At 39.9% G+C, this 16,898-nt stretch carries 16 protein-coding genes; all 16 read right to left on the bottom strand.

What is annotated here, in order from left to right; translation table 11 throughout:
* A partial coding sequence (locus ABJV04_RS08330; RefSeq protein ID WP_348491034.1) for a hypothetical protein occupies nucleotides 1–2,258 on the bottom strand: 2,258 nt, incomplete at its 3' end.
* A gap of 54 nt (nucleotides 2,259–2,312) precedes the next feature.
* Nucleotides 2,313–3,803: a CDP-glycerol glycerophosphotransferase family protein gene (locus ABJV04_RS08325; RefSeq protein ID WP_348491032.1), complete on the bottom strand. Its 1,491-nt coding sequence runs from the start codon at nucleotides 3,801–3,803 to the stop codon at nucleotides 2,313–2,315.
* 75 nt (nucleotides 3,804–3,878) lie between these two features.
* A complete protein-coding gene (locus tag ABJV04_RS08320) occupies nucleotides 3,879–4,337 on the bottom strand; it encodes an adenylyltransferase/cytidyltransferase family protein (protein ID WP_348491030.1) in 459 nt (152 codons plus the stop codon).
* Complete coding sequence (locus tag ABJV04_RS08315; protein WP_348491029.1) at nucleotides 4,334–5,230, bottom strand: LicD family protein; 897 nt, start codon at nucleotides 5,228–5,230, stop codon at nucleotides 4,334–4,336. Before ABJV04_RS08315 ends, ABJV04_RS08320 begins: the two co-directional genes overlap by 4 nt.
* Before the next feature lie 42 nt (nucleotides 5,231–5,272).
* On the bottom strand, nucleotides 5,273–6,445 hold the full coding sequence (locus tag ABJV04_RS08310) for an acyl-CoA reductase (protein WP_348491028.1): 1,173 nt from the start codon (nucleotides 6,443–6,445) through the stop codon (nucleotides 5,273–5,275).
* Nucleotides 6,442–7,551 (bottom strand): acyl-protein synthetase, encoded by a 1,110-nt coding sequence (locus ABJV04_RS08305; RefSeq protein ID WP_348491027.1) that lies wholly within the window; start codon nucleotides 7,549–7,551, stop codon nucleotides 6,442–6,444. The genes ABJV04_RS08310 and ABJV04_RS08305 overlap by 4 nt, the downstream gene beginning before the upstream one ends.
* Nucleotides 7,551–8,963 (bottom strand): AMP-binding protein, encoded by a 1,413-nt coding sequence (locus tag ABJV04_RS08300; protein WP_348491025.1) that lies wholly within the window; start codon nucleotides 8,961–8,963, stop codon nucleotides 7,551–7,553. The genes ABJV04_RS08305 and ABJV04_RS08300 overlap by 1 nt, the downstream gene beginning before the upstream one ends.
* A gap of 3 nt (nucleotides 8,964–8,966) precedes the next feature.
* Nucleotides 8,967–9,707, bottom strand: a complete 741-nt coding sequence (locus ABJV04_RS08295) for an SDR family NAD(P)-dependent oxidoreductase (protein ID WP_348491024.1) — start codon at nucleotides 9,705–9,707, stop codon at nucleotides 8,967–8,969.
* Complete coding sequence (locus ABJV04_RS08290) at nucleotides 9,685–9,930, bottom strand: acyl carrier protein (protein ID WP_348491023.1); 246 nt, start codon at nucleotides 9,928–9,930, stop codon at nucleotides 9,685–9,687. Before ABJV04_RS08290 ends, ABJV04_RS08295 begins: the two co-directional genes overlap by 23 nt.
* Nucleotides 9,931–9,941: 11 nt before the next feature.
* Nucleotides 9,942–10,514 (bottom strand): GNAT family N-acetyltransferase, encoded by a 573-nt coding sequence (locus ABJV04_RS08285; protein WP_348491021.1) that lies wholly within the window; start codon nucleotides 10,512–10,514, stop codon nucleotides 9,942–9,944.
* 7 nt (nucleotides 10,515–10,521) lie between these two features.
* Nucleotides 10,522–11,604, bottom strand: coding sequence for a UDP-2,4-diacetamido-2,4,6-trideoxy-beta-L-altropyranose hydrolase (gene pseG / locus ABJV04_RS08280; RefSeq protein ID WP_348491019.1), 1,083 nt, complete (start codon nucleotides 11,602–11,604; stop codon nucleotides 10,522–10,524).
* A gap of 78 nt (nucleotides 11,605–11,682) precedes the next feature.
* Nucleotides 11,683–12,735 carry a pseudaminic acid synthase gene (gene pseI, locus ABJV04_RS08275; RefSeq protein WP_348491018.1) on the bottom strand — a complete coding sequence of 351 codons (1,053 nt, stop codon included), beginning with the start codon at nucleotides 12,733–12,735 and terminating at the stop codon, nucleotides 11,683–11,685.
* Nucleotides 12,728–13,687, bottom strand: a complete 960-nt coding sequence (locus ABJV04_RS08270) for a hypothetical protein (protein ID WP_348491016.1) — start codon at nucleotides 13,685–13,687, stop codon at nucleotides 12,728–12,730. Before ABJV04_RS08270 ends, pseI begins: the two co-directional genes overlap by 8 nt.
* A 1-nt stretch (nucleotide 13,688) precedes the next feature.
* The gene (gene pseF / locus ABJV04_RS08265; RefSeq protein ID WP_348491014.1) at nucleotides 13,689–14,381 is read right to left on the bottom strand and encodes a pseudaminic acid cytidylyltransferase; all 693 of its coding nucleotides are present in this window, start codon (nucleotides 14,379–14,381) and stop codon (nucleotides 13,689–13,691) included.
* Nucleotides 14,378–15,541: a UDP-4-amino-4,6-dideoxy-N-acetyl-beta-L-altrosamine transaminase gene (pseC, locus tag ABJV04_RS08260; RefSeq protein WP_348491012.1), complete on the bottom strand. Its 1,164-nt coding sequence runs from the start codon at nucleotides 15,539–15,541 to the stop codon at nucleotides 14,378–14,380. The genes pseF and pseC overlap by 4 nt, the downstream gene beginning before the upstream one ends.
* A 9-nt stretch (nucleotides 15,542–15,550) precedes the next feature.
* Nucleotides 15,551–16,552, bottom strand: a complete 1,002-nt coding sequence (pseB, locus tag ABJV04_RS08255) for a UDP-N-acetylglucosamine 4,6-dehydratase (inverting) (protein WP_348491010.1) — start codon at nucleotides 16,550–16,552, stop codon at nucleotides 15,551–15,553.
* Nucleotides 16,553–16,898 lie beyond the last annotated feature (346 nt).

The raw sequence follows: 16,898 nt of genomic DNA, 5'->3' as shown, positions 1-16,898 counted from the left end.
TGTTCGTTTAAATTTTTCGCAATCTCATCTTTAAATCTTTTCGAACAAATTACAATATTTCCGCAATTTGATTTTATTGCATGACTAAGCGTTACAACCTCAAAACCTAAAAGTTCATAAGTACCAAATAATTCTGCTTTACGGTCTATAACCATATTCACGTTTAGATCATATTGTTTTAGATATGGAAGCAATTTTTCAAAGAAAACGCCTGCACCGTAAATACTAAAAGTTGACCATCCTCGACTTAATATTCTCTCTGCTAGTTCCGCGGCATCATTGTCCGTGTCTAAAACCAATAAACCATGATGCTTTTGCATGAATTTTTCTGATAATAAATTGATAATTGCCTGTGGCCAATGCAAATTATCAATTTTCCACTTTATATTTTTACTGAATTCAAGATATACACTTTCAACACCGAGTCGTTTTACCAACTCGACCTGTTCATTGCTAATCACTGCATAAGAATTATCCGAACCAAAGTTATCTTGCTGCAAAAGTCGAGTAAATAACTCAGCTTCGCATTCGGTTGGGTATTGGACATAGCGCATAAGAATACTCGAAACCTCCGAAAAAATAATTTTTTGAAAGCCCAATTGATGATGGCAACTAAAATATTCAATTGTGCCTTCAAGAAATGCTTTTACGAGGGAAGTATTCTCTTTAAGTTTAGGTGCTAATATTGGCGTTCCAGCAGGATCATCCCCATAACTCAATGTTGTTCCGTAATCACCTAGTAAAAATGCTTCAATGCACTCGGATGATCTGCAGAGGAGTCGCCTTAAATTATTAGTATCTGTACCTGCATTTATAAAACTACAGTAAGCTGTTGTTTTGGCATGCTTATAAACTCTGTCGGATGAAACAAATAATAGATTTGCAGCACTATGTTGGTCAAAAATCATTTGCAGATGATGTTGGATAGTTCCACCGTAACCAAAATCTACAACTGTACATTCTTGATATGGAACAGAAATTTGTGAACTATAATATGAGGTAAACCTCACCTTTTGTTGTTTAATTATTTTTTCTATTTTGGCTATATTATTCGTAGCTAATTTAATAAGATAATTAAGCAGGCTATGGCCTTCATAAAATAGACCGTCAGAACTTTTCATGAATTCAGATTTAAATTTACTATGCAGTGCATCAGGAATAAGCTGAAAGTCACGATAAAAGTCGTCAACTGTGTACCCTCGTCTAGAAACTAACAGCGCGATTAGGTCATTCAACCAATTCACTGAATCAAGGTTTATAGAGGGCCAAATAGTAGATTTACGGGAAGCAAAGAGTTTTTTAACTACTATATGCTGTATATTCCTCTGTGATAGCCTCAAAGAGATAAGCGGAGCAAAAACTTCAGCTTCACGCATTAGACACAAAATGGTAGAGCTTTTTACGCTGATAGTCTTATCAATAACCCAATCAGAGAACGCAAAAAGTGCAGGTCCCCAGACAAAAGCACCTAATTCGAATGCCATTGGTTCAACTAAAGCATTCGTCTTATCCTTTTTATGAGTAACAGCTATTTGCCTAATAGAGTTGCAGGTGAATCCTGATGGAGAGATTAACTGTTCAGTTTTAAGGATTTGCGTACTATTAAGTTTCCCTCCAGCATAAATAGCATTTAAGCCAATTTTGTTAGGTATTTCAAAATCTGACTTTAGATTATCTCCTACATGTAGCCATTCAGTATTATCTAAATGTAATTGCTCTTTTACACATTTAAATAAGTGCCCTGATGATTTGTTTTTTTTGTATTCTGATGATACGAATAATGGAATATCGCAAACCCACTTTTTTTGGTCAAAAAATGTTGTATGAATCTGCTCTTTACTAAGATACATATCAGACAAAAATAAAATCTGAATCCCTTGGGCTTTCAAATCAGCTATTAGGTTCAAAAGGGGTTCATATAAAAAGCCGTATAAGGCTTCAGTCTCTAATTCACTTTTAAGTAACGCGGCTTTAATTGATTGCGAAAAAGGCATGTAATCATATATGTCTTCAAGAGAGACCTCGTTGTTGGGCGCATTATATTTAGCTTTTTTCTCTGCGAAAGCTCTTAATTCTTGAAACTCTTTATCTTGTAACCCTAACTGAAGCTCATCTTTAACCTTGGCATACGCGTGTGAAAAAATATCTTTAGGTTTAGATACCTTTCGAAAAATTAACGTATCAAACAGATCAAAAGACACTACTTTAATATCATGTTGTTTGATATGAGACTTAATGTTAGAGATTAATACAGACATAAACTGCCTCTTTGAAGTAGTGTGAATTATAAAAATTAGAGTTAAATATTAACATTACTCTTTCAGCAACTTTGCTGCTTCTTCAAAAATCACGGCTGAACTATTTCCTATATTTTTAGGCTCATAGAGTTTTTCAAGTAGGTTATGCCTTTGCTTTGTATATTGGTCTTGATCTAATGAACTTAAAATACTGTCAAACAGACTTAATAAATTTGCAGGTTTCATGCCGGGAGTGTTTTTGTCAAAATCTAGCATGAAGTCGCCGTGGCGCTTTACGTATTCCAATTTGTCATAAATAAAAAATACGATGGGCTTATCCAAAAGCAAATAATCAAAATAGATTGATGAATAATCTGTAATTAATAACGATGACATGGCCAGGAGCGGATAAATATCACTGGTACTGGGATAAAAAACAATATTGTGTTGATAGTCCGGTGTAAACTGATAATCATCATTTTCCATTGAGTCAAAAAATGATTCTGGACGAATGAAAGGATGCATCTTCAATACAATAAGTAAATCATGTTGCTTAGCAAACTTGTTTAATTTGTCTAGATTGATGGGGTTGCTATCAAAAGAATCCCCTCGCCATGTTGGGGTATAAACAATCAGTTTATTATTTGAATTTTTCGCCCACGCATAGATATCTTGGTCAACCAGCGCTAAACTTTTTTTGTCATTGCCTTGGTCAAATAGCACATCGTTTCTGGGGTACCCAGAGTTAATAATTCTTTGATAATCAAAAATTTTTGAAAAGGCGTAATCTGTCACAAAATCCGAAGTCGATATGACTAAATCATATTTCACGGTTTTGTAATTGGCTAGGTGGCCGATTTTTTTTAGGGGAATTCCATGCCAAATTTGAATGGTTTTAGAGCCTTTAACTGCGTAGCGTAAGTCTGGGGTGATGGGGTTATGATCTAGCACCATCAGTTTAGATCTAAGGCTGTAGAATATGAATAACCAAGAATTAATATCGATGACCTTAAAACCAAGGGGTTTTAACAACGCCATTTGATTTTTATTGTCTGTGGCTATTACCGCATTAATTCTATGCTGATTTTCAAAGTACAGGTAAAGCTGTTTAATGTTGAGATCAATAAAATCCTGACTTAGAAACAGTACACTGTCTTCACGTTGCATGTGTTTTTTAACATATCGTTGTAATACAAGATGAATTCGCGGCAGTGCATTATTTTTAGTTTTTTGCCACCACAGTTTGAAGTTAGATATTTGTCTGAAACGCCCGTTGTAAATTACCAACTGTCGTTTTGAATTGGCAAGGCCAATATGTTTCAAAGCTTTGTTTATTTCTAGCCCATAATTAGGGGAAATAATAAGTACTTTATCGAACTTTTTCTGAGCTAAATCATCGGGAGAGATGATATCTTGGCCCTGCTTGCTTTTATCCACAAAACCTAAAAAATTGATACTAGAGTCTTGCTCAAGATAACGCTTAAGCTTCTCAGACATTGGTGTAAAGGGAGTAATATAAACGGACTCTCCAGGTTTAAGACCAAGCAGTTCTATTTGTGATGACATATTATTTCCATAACTGCTTTTTGACTCTTTCTCTTCGCCCAACATCTTGCAAAACACCAACCATTATAAAATCACCTATTCCAGTGCTTTTACAATATCCAACACACCATCCAAACCTTGTTTGATTTTTTGGATTGCATCACTATCTATTTGAGACAGTGCTTTTTTTAGACTTGTTGTTGAAATACTAGGAGTGCGTGGCAAATAAATGACCTCACACAACGTCTGAAGCTCATCAAACTTTCCTTGCCAATCTGCGCCTATGCCAAAGATATCAATATTGTACTCTTTAATATCCTCGCTTTTTTGCTCCCAGTTGTGTTCGGGTATGACTAAATCAACACAACCTAAAGCACCGACAATCTTTGCTCGTTCGGCGTAACCGTAAATACACTGTTTACCCTTCAAAAGATTAAACTCATCGGTAGACACGCCGACAATGAGTTTGTCTCCTAATGCTCTTAGTCGTTCCAGTAAATTAACATGACCAACATGGAGTAAATCAAAGGTGCCGTAGGTAAGTATCGTTTTCACAAGGTTTTCTCGTCATATAACGTAGATGACTGAATATCATCCAAGGTCCAATCGGGTTTCGGGGTTTGCCAATCACCATAATGGCGACTTAGATACCCTTCCACATCACTGGGTATAAAGATAGATTTATCACGAAATGTAAAAGAAGCCAGTTGAGCCATGTGACGACTTGGCATGGAAAACCCTCGAGATGCAATAACATAATCCATTACATGCTGGTCGACATACTTTACAAATAAATCAATTAAAGGAAGCTGACAGTTAGCATTTGTCGGCTCCAACTTAAAACTCCGCGTATCACCTGCATTTACTAGACCGAATGCTTGTTCTGCATAATACTCGGTTATTTTCCATGGCTGATTCGACACTCGTTCTAAGGCCGTCAACAAAGTACCTTGATTGCTTCTAATTTTTTCAATGTCTTCCTTTAAAACGGCAATATCAAAATCATCGTCCCAAGGGATAAAAGCATCATCTCGATAAATACCCAATAAGGTACCAGCGTCCACATAATACTTTATGCCACTTTCTGTTAATGCATCACATAAAGCCAATAATACATCTTCACATACCTGTTTTGTCAGATCACAATAACCAAAATGAAAGCGTTTTATGGCAGTTGCATGCAATATTTTAATTTTATTCTCAGGGATCTTTTCTTGTTGTTTTAACTGTGTTTCTATTTGTTCAAAATATTCACTGGCAATCATAATTACATCATAATTGAGGTTATGTAGTTCTTTCACCGAAACAATTGGGATGCCATCGACATCTAAGCCGTGCTTTTGTGGGTCGTTGTCACAAAAGGCGATAATTTGGTATTCAGAGTGCAAATTATTTTTAGCCGCAATCCCGGCATTTCCTGCTCCAAATATAATCACTTTTTGCTTCAAAATATTCGCCTCTACTGCTGTGCTGATCAGCTCTTTTTTACGCTATTCAACCACATTCAAGCGTGAAAGTTGCTCAAATAGGTTATAACCATCCCAAACCGGAGAAAAATCTAATGCTCTGCCAATAGGCACAACTCTATCTATTCCTTGTATCGACGGTTGCTGAGCAAACTTGACTAAGGCTTGTTGCTCTAGCCCCCAGTAACTCAAGGTTTGCAGCTTAGCAGTGCTTGCTGAAGCGATATCCTCCAAGCTGTTTATTGGCAAAAGTAAAAAGTAACCTCCTCCAAGATGCCAATCTAACCAGTTGTCGTCAAAACAGGTGACAGGTATCACCGCAACAGCCTCTTGAATGATGGGCTCTGCAGCTTTTCCAGTGGTTTTTAACAACTGACTGGTAACCAAATGATCATTCAAAGCGTTAATCAATTGTCCATTTTGCGCCGCTAAGTGATTTACCTGTTGGAATAACTTACGCTGTAAAGCAGTATCACCTAACCAGTAAATCAATCTGGGTGATGAACAGGCTAACTGACCATGAGGATGTGTATCTTGCCATAAAAACTGGGCTAATTTTGATAGGTTTTTATTGGTTAACTGTGCCCCGTTAATGACACAGGCCGAATATCTATCAGCAAAACTAATATCGCGACAACGAGGCTGACAGGGTAATTGTCGAATCCCATTGACACTTTCATCTCCGCCCCATATTACCCGAGCATCCGCCTTAAGGCTGAGTTTCGCAGAATAGTCTGACTGCTTATGGTAATGCACAAACAGATTACGTTTTCCTAACTGCACAAACTCAGGCTGTGCAAACAACTGATTAAGGATATTCAGCAAACACTCTCTTAATTCAGTACTTTTTGTTGCCACTCGGATAACATTGTTATTGCCCATCAATAACGAACAAATCCAGCTGTAAATAAACATGGTATCCACGTTTGCAGGGGTAAAATGCAGCACCCAGCCAAGTGGTTTTACAATGCCTTCAGGAGCGAACCCTTGTATTTTTTTCAGGTTAGATTGTCGTAACCAAAAACCCAAGGCCACTAATTCTGGATAGGTTTTGGCTGCGTTATCTTTTAACAGTGTGTTAGATAAAGTATCAATGAAACTTAACACCTTGGGATCAAAACAGGTAAAATCACAAGCCTGTTCATTCATGACATCTACATTGCCATTAACTGGAGCTAACATAGTTAACGAAGTCATGTTATTGCCTCTACATGTGTATCACTGCACCCGCGCACTTCCGTCTTGGGTAGTCGGCCATTAATTGCAAAGTACTTGCCCTTGGCACCACAGGGACAATCATCCACTCCCTTTAAGACACCGAGATCTTCGGTCAATAAACTGTGTCCTGGATAGCTACTTGGCAATGCAGATAAAACTTGCACTAAACCTTGTTCGCCAATATCACACGGTTTTAATGTAAAAGGATCGCGGATCAGCACATCGGCAAAGACGGGGGCATGCAAATGACCTTTTTCACATTCCACAAAAATTGACCCCACTTGCTCCGCCATACCATAAAAATTGAAGCACCTTGAAATGCCGGTTGTTTCCAATAAGCGTTGTTTAAAAGTATCATTATCAACTTGTTGGTCGATGAGTTTTTTCCAGCCCCCACTATGAATAACCACACCTTTAGGCAGCTCAATACGTTTACCACTAAGATGCAGCATTTCTATAAAATATAACCAAACCATAAAAGTAAAACCAAAAATCAACACCGGTTGTTCAGCGTATTTTTGGCAAAATGCCTCGATAACAGGCCAGTTAGGCTGCATATTTTGGTCTAACGCATAGGTATGATCACGACCAAAAAACGCCAAACCTTGAATACCCGCAGCTCTTGCACTGAATTCAGGTTTTTTAAGAATATCGGGGGAGTCGATAATCAGCATGGGCAAACGTTGCTTGCCAATGCGTTGCTGCAAAATTTTAACCAATATCTTACTTTGTCTTGCACTGGTGGCTTTATCCAAATAAATCGTGGCTGGCGTTTGTGATGTAGTGCCTGAAGATTGCAAGGTTTTAAACACTTCGGCATCGGGGATACTCTTTAAATTAAGGTGTTTAAACAAACGTACAGCTAAATAAGGAAGCTCATCCATTTTTTGTTGCTCAGCAGTCTGCTGATTAACGATGTGTCGATATTGAGTATTTTGAGACTGATGAAGTTGGTGTAATTTATTGAGGACTGGTATCAACAACGCCGTTTTTTTATCTTGCTCTAGCCCATAAACGTCTGCACTCATCAGTTCTTCGAATGAACTTAGGTATTCTGCCAGTAGTGGATTGTGCCCATTATTCATCAGCTTTTCCCCAATGCCGATTGAAGCACAGCTTGATAATCCTTTTTGCCATTTTCAGTTAACGGCAAATCAGCATAGTGAAGCACTTTAATCACACTTGGGTGTAAATCGAAACGTTGGCTAACCCAGCCTTTAACATCCACCGTCGATTGTTCGTGCTCTGCAGAGGTAATGGCGATCACCAGATGGCTATCGTTACCTGTGCTTAACCCGGTAATATTTAGCTCTGCTAAACTGTTTTCCACTTCATCGAGGTCAATTCGTAATCCAAATAACTTTAAAAATCGGGATTTTCTGCCCGTAATAAAATAATCACCGTCATCATCAAAATAAGCCAAATCCCCTGTGGCCAGCCATGTATTTTCAGGCTGGTCTGGTTCAACAGATAGTTCATTCAGATCAGCAAGACAATTAACATAACCGAGCATCACGTTTGCACCAGCATAAAACAGTTCACCAACCGTATTAGCCTGCTCGATTAATTGATTTTGTTCATCGACTAATCTAAATCGTCCCCCCGGAATCGCACGACCAATAGACTCGGGCTTTTGTGTGACTAACTCTGGCCCTAAAAACGCCATTCTTGGACTTGCTTCGGTTTGGCCGTACATCACATAAAACTCACTTTGATTGGTATTAGCAAACTCGCCTAAGGTTTTGACAGCATTAGGGTTAAGCTTGCCACCGGCTTGGGTAAAGTAGCGTAAATGCGGTAATATTTTGTGATGATACCGCAATCTGAGCAACATCTCATAAGTAAAAGGCACACCGGCAAAACTAGCGATCTGATGTTGTTCAAATAACTGCCAATAATCACGACTCACGGGGCTTGCATCAGTAAACACACAACAAGCTCCCTTGTGTAAATGAGAGTTGATGATTGAAAGTCCATAAGAATAGAAAAAAGGCAGTGAACACAGTGTCTTATCCGTTGCCTCTATGGGAAGGTAATCACAAATCGCCTCGGCGTTAGCCTGCAAGTTATGGGCGCTCAGGGCAACTTGTTTAGCCGTCCCCGTTGAACCAGAGGTAGATAGTAATAAACTCACATTGCCATGATTCAAGCATAGGCTTGTTTGATGATATTGAATTTTACGTTGTTGTTGTGGCAAACAGGTTATGGTCACACAAGGCTCAAACTGGTTATACAATTTTTGTAAAACAGAATCATCGGTATCCGGGCTAAGTAACATTGCACAGTGGCCTTGCCGCAACACACTCAAATAGCTCACTAAGGTAGACAAACCATTAAAGGCTAAAATGAAAATCACGCCTTTCCCACGACCCAATCGCTGATTTAAATCCTTTTCCAAGCCCTCGCAAGCCTGTTCAAGTTCAGCATAACTAAGTTGCTGTTGTCCTTCGATAGCAGCAATATTTTCAGCATGTTGGGAAAGTGCGTCATAAAACATGATTTATAAGCTCAACCCACCATCAATACCGACGATTTGACCGGTAATAAATGAGGCATTATCGGATAACAAGAAGCTAATTAGTTTAGCAACCTCTTCGGGACTCCCCGCCCGCTGCAAAGAAGTAGCATCGATTAACCCTTGACGTTTTTCTCCCTGATAGGACGCTGTCATTGGCGTGTCAATAAAACCAGGGGCAACAGCGTTCACACGAATACCAAGTGGCCCTAGCTCTTTTGATAAAGACTTTGTTAAACCGGAAATAGCAGCTTTACTCATTGCATACGCGGCTTGTCCTGCACTGCCGCTTTCTCCCACAATAGAACAAAGATTAACGATGCTACCAAGTCGATTTTTAGTCATTAGTCGCATAGCGAGTTGAGCATGCGTAAAGGCGGAAACGCTATTAACGGCAAATTGCTTTTCGAGATCACTTTTCCGCGTCAGCATAAACCCAGAATCCTGCATGACACCAGCACTGTTTACTAAGCCGTGCAGTTGCCCCGACTCTTTCATGATCGTTGCAAACCCACGTTTCACCTCACTCTCGTCAGTCACGTCATAGGTTAATACTGTTGCGTTCTCCAGCTGGCTAGCCAGTTCTTGCAGTAGTTCAGTATTGCGCCCAGCCAAATACACAAATGCGCCCTGAGTGGCGCATTCAATAGCTGTTGCACGACCAATACCGCTGCTAGCACCGGTGATCAATACGGTTTTGTCCTTAAGCATCAAACTCAATTTCATATTTAGCCAATATTTCTTTTGCCTTAGCCACTGAACTCATATCTATTATATCGTCGGTATCCAACATAACGTTAAATTGGTTTTCCAATTCCGCAATGAGAATCATGTGCGCAGTGGAGTCCCACTCAGGAATGGTGTTATAGGCTAATTCATCACTTACCTTTTCCAACGGTATAGCTAAACTGTCAGCAAACGCTTGTTTTACGAGTTGATGGTTATTCATATAAATGTCCTTTATGACTCCCTCTTTTGCCTAGGAGTACGGGAAAGTAAGGCTTTAAGTGTACTGCTATGCCGTTGATAATCATCGAAATTCAAACTAATTTCAATTAAATCCCCTCGATTGACTATTTGATAACCTAATTTGAGATTGTAATTAAGGGCCGCCTGATTATCTGACTTTACTCTTGCAACTAACTTTTTACACTTTAAGGTTTCAAAACAGTAATCATTAATCAATAACGTGGGTGCAAAAGCAATTATATTATTTCGGTATTTTGGTTCGCCAATATACAAACCCGGCTCTATGCAGTGTGCCTCATTAAGGGGTTTACCCAACTCTCTGGATTGAATATTTACACTACCAATATCTTGATCTTTATAGGCAATGATAAAATGTTGTTGGCTGGGATCCCGACTGATTTTGCGAAACCAAGCCGATTGCTGCTCTTCAGTAATTTCTGCCTGAGAGAGCATAAATTGGCTAACCTGTGGGTCATTCCGCCAAGTTCGCAGTTGCGACAGGTCACTCTCTTGAACCTGTCGTAAACTCAGCTGATACCCCGTAAGCACCTGTTCTTCATCCATAATGAAATTATTCCTCGTCAGAACATAATTGCTGAATTTTTTCGATGATCCGTTGTGCGCCATTAGTATCACGGCTTTTGAGTCCTTGATTGTGCATTTTCAATAACGCTGCATCATCACCCCATAAGCGTAAAACACTCTTTATTGTGTCTTCTACATCAGTACGCTTTTGGTTTTCATCCATTTTACTATTTTCATTACCTTTTGCGATAACGCTGAAATCTTCAGTAATACACCAAGCCTGTTTTACTGCAACTTGGGTAGCGCCAACTTGATTGTCTGCCACCGTGAGCAAACAACTGGGAGTGGCAGTTGCCTGCAATTCGAACTGACTGCCACCGGCTGCTGAGATAGCCAAGCGAGTTTGTAAAAACGATTGGGCGATTTGCTGACAGTCATGTAAATGTTGAATATCCAGCTTAGACGTCCGAATAAATTTATTCAATTCATCTAAAAACGGATACGCCGCCCCAGTAATGACCTTTAGTTTGCCACTGAAGCCTTTATTTTGTAAGCATTGCAGCAATGGTAAGGTTAAATTAGCAGGATCACTTCCGCCCATCATAATGGTTAAATATTGGCGCTGTGCAAATGGTAACTCGGTAAGTTCGCAAAACTCCTGACGTAAAACACGGTAAGCCTCACCTATGCATAGTTGCGCATGTGGCTGATTATCTTCATATTTTAATTGATGGGCACTGCCAGAACCATTAATGATAAGATTTGCGTGCAGGTGTCCTGAATTATTCATATCATCAAAACAGATCACGGGGTAACCTAATTGTGCTAACTGTTGACGATACAAAGAACTAAAGTCATATCCATCGAGTACAATTGCGGCAACAGGATGACATCGACTATATTCAGCAATCTTTTCTATCTCTTGTGTACCTGCTTGAGATTCAGATACAACTATCACCTCGCCAACCCAATCCTGACGACTTCTAGCAATGTTAGCCCCTTCATCATTCAGCATAAAAATAGGCGTAAACTGATTTTTCACCATGGCTTGAGCCAGCGCTAAACACCGCATTAAATGCCCTAAACCAGACGAGGCTCCAGCATTGACTCTAAATAAGATATGCGGCATAAAATACTCAGTGGGTGCTGATTTTAGCGTTAGCTTTATGGTTTACTGCCGTTTTAACCCAGGTATGGTTAGAAATTCTCATTCGAATAAATCCCAACTCAAGGCTGTTCCTGCTGGCAAATCTTGTTTGGCTACTTTACCTAAAACATTATCCCAATGTTTGGGTGCTAGACCACTAGCAGGACGCACAATTCTAAGGTTGTCACGGGTTAAAATTTGACCTTGCTTCACGTCCGCACTAACAAAAATAGAACGTCGGTAGTGTTTTGATTTCTCCTCAGCAGCACTTCCCCCGTAGGTCACCTTGCCCATGGCGGCAAACCCACGTTCGCTTTCTTGTACCAAGGATTTTAATTCATCTGGCTCTAATGAGAATGCGGCATCAACGCCACCAGCATTACGATCAAGAACAAAATGTTTTTCTATAACTGTTGCCCCTAGTGACACTGAAGCGACTGATACACCAATACCGGCAGTATGATCGGATAAGCCCACTTGCGTATTAAAAGCGGCTTGTAAATGGGGAATGGTCACTAAATTGGTATTACTTGGTTCGGCCGGATACGTGCTTGTGCATTTGAGCAGGATAATATCTTGGCAACCCGCTTTTTTAGCACACTCTACCGCGTCTTCAATTTCCCCTAAGGTTGCCATACCCGTTGACATAATTAACGGCTTTCCGGTGGCAGCGGCTTTGCGTACCAACGGAATATCAGTAAGTTCGAAGGAGGCGATTTTGTAACAAGGGACTTCTAGGGTTTCAAGAAAATCCACTGCATCTTCATCAAAAGGTGAACTGAACGCCTCCATGCCAAGCTCTTTTGCCCTCGCGAATAAACGACTATGCCACTCGTACGGGGTGCAGGCTTTGGCATATAAACCATGCAAGGCTTCCCCGTGCCATAAACTGTCTTTTTCCTGGATCACAAAATCAACAGAATCGACATTTAATGTCATGCTATCGGCAGTATAGGTTTGTAATTTTATGGCGTGGGCTCCAGCCTCTGCTGCCGCTTCCACCATTGCTATGGCTAATTCAAAGTTCTGGCTATGATTTCCGCTTAATTCAGCAATAATAAAAGGCGGATGAGATGGACCGATTAAGCGCCCACCAATGGCAATATCATGCATTTTGTTGAGCCTCAAAAATTGAGGTAATACTCTGTGCAAGTTCCGTTGCCGTTGGAAATTCATCAGCTTGATCTGCGGCATAATCTGGCATCAAAATTCGCGGATCTAACTGCCCAGGAATTAATAATGTGGGGGTTTCCACACAAGTGGCTAAAGAGAACATCGCATTGGGTAGACAAACCAAAAGATCACTGGCTTTCAAGCCCTGCAAACGCAAACCTAAGCTTTCCTGCTCATCATCTTGTATCACTAAATAGCCGTTATTTTTCAGTATTGTTTTCAGTTCATTTAATTCTGAGTATGGGTGCTGCAGATCATTGAGCGCTAAATAGATAATACGTTGATTAACATTTTGATATTTTTTTGCCGGTTCAACATCTATATGCCAATCCAAAGGCATGCTGTTAAAGCCACAGCAACGGGTTAAGTAATATTCGGGATAGCCGCCGTCAGGCAGATTATCACTGATCCACCATTGACTGTGCCAGCGACTCATTCCCATAAACGTACTATGCATGTACTCACCCGCATTATTCACGTATTCGGGAAGTAAACTTTGATTCTGTATTTGCTCAATTAATTTTTGTAGCGGCACACTTAAATAGTTGCCCTGCACTGGCTCCCCCGCATCTTTAAGAAAGCGAGCAAGTACGCATGGCATAAATGCCGTATCTAAGTTAATTATCTGTTCAAAACCAATTTCAATGATGGTTTCTGCTAAGCCAAGAAAGGCTTCCAAAGAATGCAGAATATTATCTGGCCATTCATGGTTAGGTAAGGTTAATACCTTGGCACTAGGAGCCGCAAGCTTAACTACATCTGCTCCTAAACCATGGGTTAAACAATAAATTTCAGCTTGAGGATTTTGCCGTTGCAACTGACGAATAGTCGGCACTGCAATACTGGCAACATCGCCCATTTCCAGCATGCGAATAACCAATATTTTACTCATGTTAAATTCCTTTGACGTAGGCTTGATACATTAATTCTGCTCGCTGCCAATCTTCTGGTGTATCAATATCTTGGACTAAATGACGAGGAAGGATAACGGGCACACTGTGTTGAGAGAATATGCCTTTTTTCGATAAATAGTCATCGGTTCTGCCCCAATAGAACTGCCCTGCATCATGATAAGCTTCTTCTAAGTCTTGGGAACGTTTAAAAATATCTTGTTTGAACATGGGCTCAACATTGCCTTGTTTGACACTGATCGCCCGTTGAATGGGAAATGCAAAACTGGTAACTGAAAATGAAAAAGACTTGTCTTTGTCTTGCTGTAATAGCGTTAAACCTTGCTGCAAATACTCTGCTTGTAAAAATGGCGCAGTGGCATAGATACAGCAGCAAAACTCCGGCTTTTCAAAATTATCGATACAATACTCTATTCCATGATTAGTGACAGGGCGTGTACCTATAACATCATTGGATAAATTTTCAGGTCGTAAAAAAGGCACTTCTGCGCCATATTCACGAGCAACATCAGCCACTTCTTGAGAATCCGTTGATACCCAAATCTTATCAAACAAGTTTGATTTTTGCGCAGCCTCTATGGAATAGGCAATCAGGGGTTTACCTGCAAAATCGCGAATATTTTTCGCTGGTATGCGTTTACTGCCGCCCCGTGCAGGAATGATAGCTAAGTTCAAGCTAATACCTCATTTAATGCTTGTACAACTCTGTCTTGTTCATCGGCTGTCAGGCTAGGAAATAAAGGTAAAGTTAACGCATTTTGATAATAATTTTCAGCATTAGGGAAATAGCCCTTAGAAAAACCGAGCTTTTTAAAATACGGTTGCAGGTGAATCGGAATATAATGCACATTGACACCGATACCACGTTCAATTAAAGCGTCATAAATAGCGCCTCTGTCGTGCTCTTTAAGCTCTACCATATAAACATGCCAAGCACTTGTATCTGCATTTTCCATACTGGGTAAGGTTAATGGCAAGTGTTTCAATAAATCATGATAACGTTGCGCTAAAATTTGTCGTTTTTCAATAAAACCATCTAACTTATTGAGCTGTGACAAACCTAAGGCAGCGTGTAAGTCACTTAACCGATAATTATAGCCAAGCTCAACTTGCTGATAATACCAAGGGCCATCGGAAGGTCCTTGCATCTGATTAGGTTCACGAGTAACACCGTGTTTAGCAAACAGCTTGGAGCGTTCAAACAATGCTTCATTGTTGGTCATCACAGCTCCGCCTTCGGCGCTTGTAATCGACTTTACCGGATGAAAACTCAGCACGGCTAAATCAGCGTATTCGCAACTCCCAATTTTATGATGTTGATAATTGCCCCCTAATCCATGGGCTGCATCTTCAATAATTCGTACATTGTATTGCTGACAAAGGGCCGCAATTTCTTGCATTTGGCAACTCAATCCAGAAAAGTGCACAACCACGATAACTTTGGGCAATAAATTCGCTTTATCAGCAATTGCGAGTTTGCGCTCAAGGGCTGCAACACTGATATTTCGCGTATCACTGTCAATATCAACAAAATCAATGCTGGCACCACAGTACAAAGCGCAGTTTGCACTGGCAACAAATGAAATAGGTGAAGTCCAAACGCGGTCGCCTTGACCTACGCCAAGTGCTAAACAAGCCACATGTAAACCAGAAGTGGCACTGTTGACTGCCGTGGCATATTTAGCACCAGTATAAGTGGTTAATGCCTTTTCAAATTGAGGAACGATACTACCTTGGGTGAGAAAGTGGTTTTGCAGCACGTCAACCACGGCAGCAACATCGTCGTCATCAACAAAGTGCTTACCGTAAGGAATATTATCAACTGGATTGCTCACTAATAGGCCTTAATCTATGGTTAATTTATCTAAGGCTTCAAGTTCTTCAACAGTTAAGAAGTGCGGGTTAGTGCCTGAATGGTATTCGAACTTATCTGCGACTGCTTGCCCTTTTTCACCCAGTTTATTAAGCCGATAATCAACGGTCTTATCAAAAAACTTAATTGCCGGAGTAATCACATAGTGATCGTCAAATTCTAAGGAATGATGGGCCATTTCTTCTGGCACCATGACCTCATGCAGTTTTTCACCAGGACGAATACCGATAATATCGTAATCTCGACTTCCGCTCATGGCTTCAACTAAATCTAAAATGCGAATTGATGGGATTTTAGGAACAAAGATTTCGCCACCTTGCATGCGTTGGAAGTTCGTTATAACAAACTGCACCCCTTCATCTAAAGTGATCCAAAAGCGTGTCATTTCATCATGGGTAACCGGTAATTTAGTTTTACCTTCAGCCAGTAAATTTCGATAAAAAGGAACAACTGAACCTCTTGAGCCAACAACATTTCCGTAACGAACCACTGCAAACCTTGGGCCTGAGGCACCAGATATGTTATTTGCAGCCACAAACAATTTGTCTGATGCTAATTTCGTTGCACCATACAAATTTACAGGGTTTGCGGCTTTATCTGTAGATAAAGCAATAACGCGACGCACGTCAGCTTCTATGGCAGCATCAATAACATTTTGTGCGCCATAGATGTTTGTTTTAATACATTCGTTAGGATTATATTCAGCGGCAGGAACTTGTTTTAACGCCGCAGCATGAATAACATAGTCGACGTCCTTCATTGCCGATATGAGACGATCTTTATCTCTAACATCACCAATAAAGTAACGCATACAAGGCGCATCAAATTGCTGCTGCATCTCATACTGTTTCAGTTCATCGCGAGAATAGATGATGACTTTTTTAGGTTTTTCATTCTTTAATAAATGTGAAACAAAACGTTTTCCAAAAGAACCTGTTCCACCGGTTATCAATATGCTTTTATTTTCAAACATTTATTTTATCTACCTAAAACTGTTATGAAGCGATAAAACGCAACTATTTTTTAGCTTATGACTGTATGTTGGCTTATCTAAGTTTCTAATTCCACGTCTATTTGGTTTTATGATGACAAACTCGAATTTTTGCAAACACTTGCTTTAAATGTAACCAGAATTCGGTGATTATCAATCCACAGCCACTAAAAACGTCAAAGTTTTGAAACTATACCTTTATTTATTAGTATCAAGCAATTTCCATTCCCGGGAACTGGCAATGATTTAATTAACAGTAACTTAGAGAATTATAAGTGCTAAAGAAATTGGTTTGTAAGAAGGTGCTAACGAAAAGTTTAGCTTATAT

Source organism: Aliiglaciecola sp., from assembly GCF_039982535.1.
GTDB lineage: Bacteria > Pseudomonadota > Gammaproteobacteria > Enterobacterales > Alteromonadaceae > Aliiglaciecola.
Note: the sequence above shows the minus strand (reverse complement) of the source record. Positions and strands in the feature narration are given on the sequence as shown.

Bases quoted from the DNA above. Each gene is read 5' to 3' on its own strand.
- pseG (WP_348491019.1), bottom strand. From the start codon at position 11,604: ATGCCGCATATCTTATTTAGAGTCAATGCTGGAGCCTCGTCTGGTTTA.
- pseI (WP_348491018.1), bottom strand. From the start codon at position 12,735: ATGCATGATATTGCCATTGGTGGGCGCTTAATCGGTCCATCTCATCCG.
- ABJV04_RS08300 (WP_348491025.1), bottom strand. From the start codon at position 8,963: ATGTTTTATGACGCACTTTCCCAACATGCTGAAAATATTGCTGCTATC.
- ABJV04_RS08270 (WP_348491016.1), bottom strand. From the start codon at position 13,687: ATGAGTAAAATATTGGTTATTCGCATGCTGGAAATGGGCGATGTTGCC.
- pseB (WP_348491010.1), bottom strand. From the start codon at position 16,552: ATGTTTGAAAATAAAAGCATATTGATAACCGGTGGAACAGGTTCTTTT.
- ABJV04_RS08295 (WP_348491024.1), bottom strand. From the start codon at position 9,707: ATGAAATTGAGTTTGATGCTTAAGGACAAAACCGTATTGATCACCGGT.
- ABJV04_RS08305 (WP_348491027.1), bottom strand. From the start codon at position 7,551: ATGAATAATGGGCACAATCCACTACTGGCAGAATACCTAAGTTCATTC.
- ABJV04_RS08325 (WP_348491032.1), bottom strand. From the start codon at position 3,803: ATGTCATCACAAATAGAACTGCTTGGTCTTAAACCTGGAGAGTCCGTT.
- ABJV04_RS08290 (WP_348491023.1), bottom strand. From the start codon at position 9,930: ATGAATAACCATCAACTCGTAAAACAAGCGTTTGCTGACAGTTTAGCT.
- ABJV04_RS08310 (WP_348491028.1), bottom strand. From the start codon at position 6,445: ATGACTTCGTTAACTATGTTAGCTCCAGTTAATGGCAATGTAGATGTC.
- ABJV04_RS08285 (WP_348491021.1), bottom strand. From the start codon at position 10,514: ATGGATGAAGAACAGGTGCTTACGGGGTATCAGCTGAGTTTACGACAG.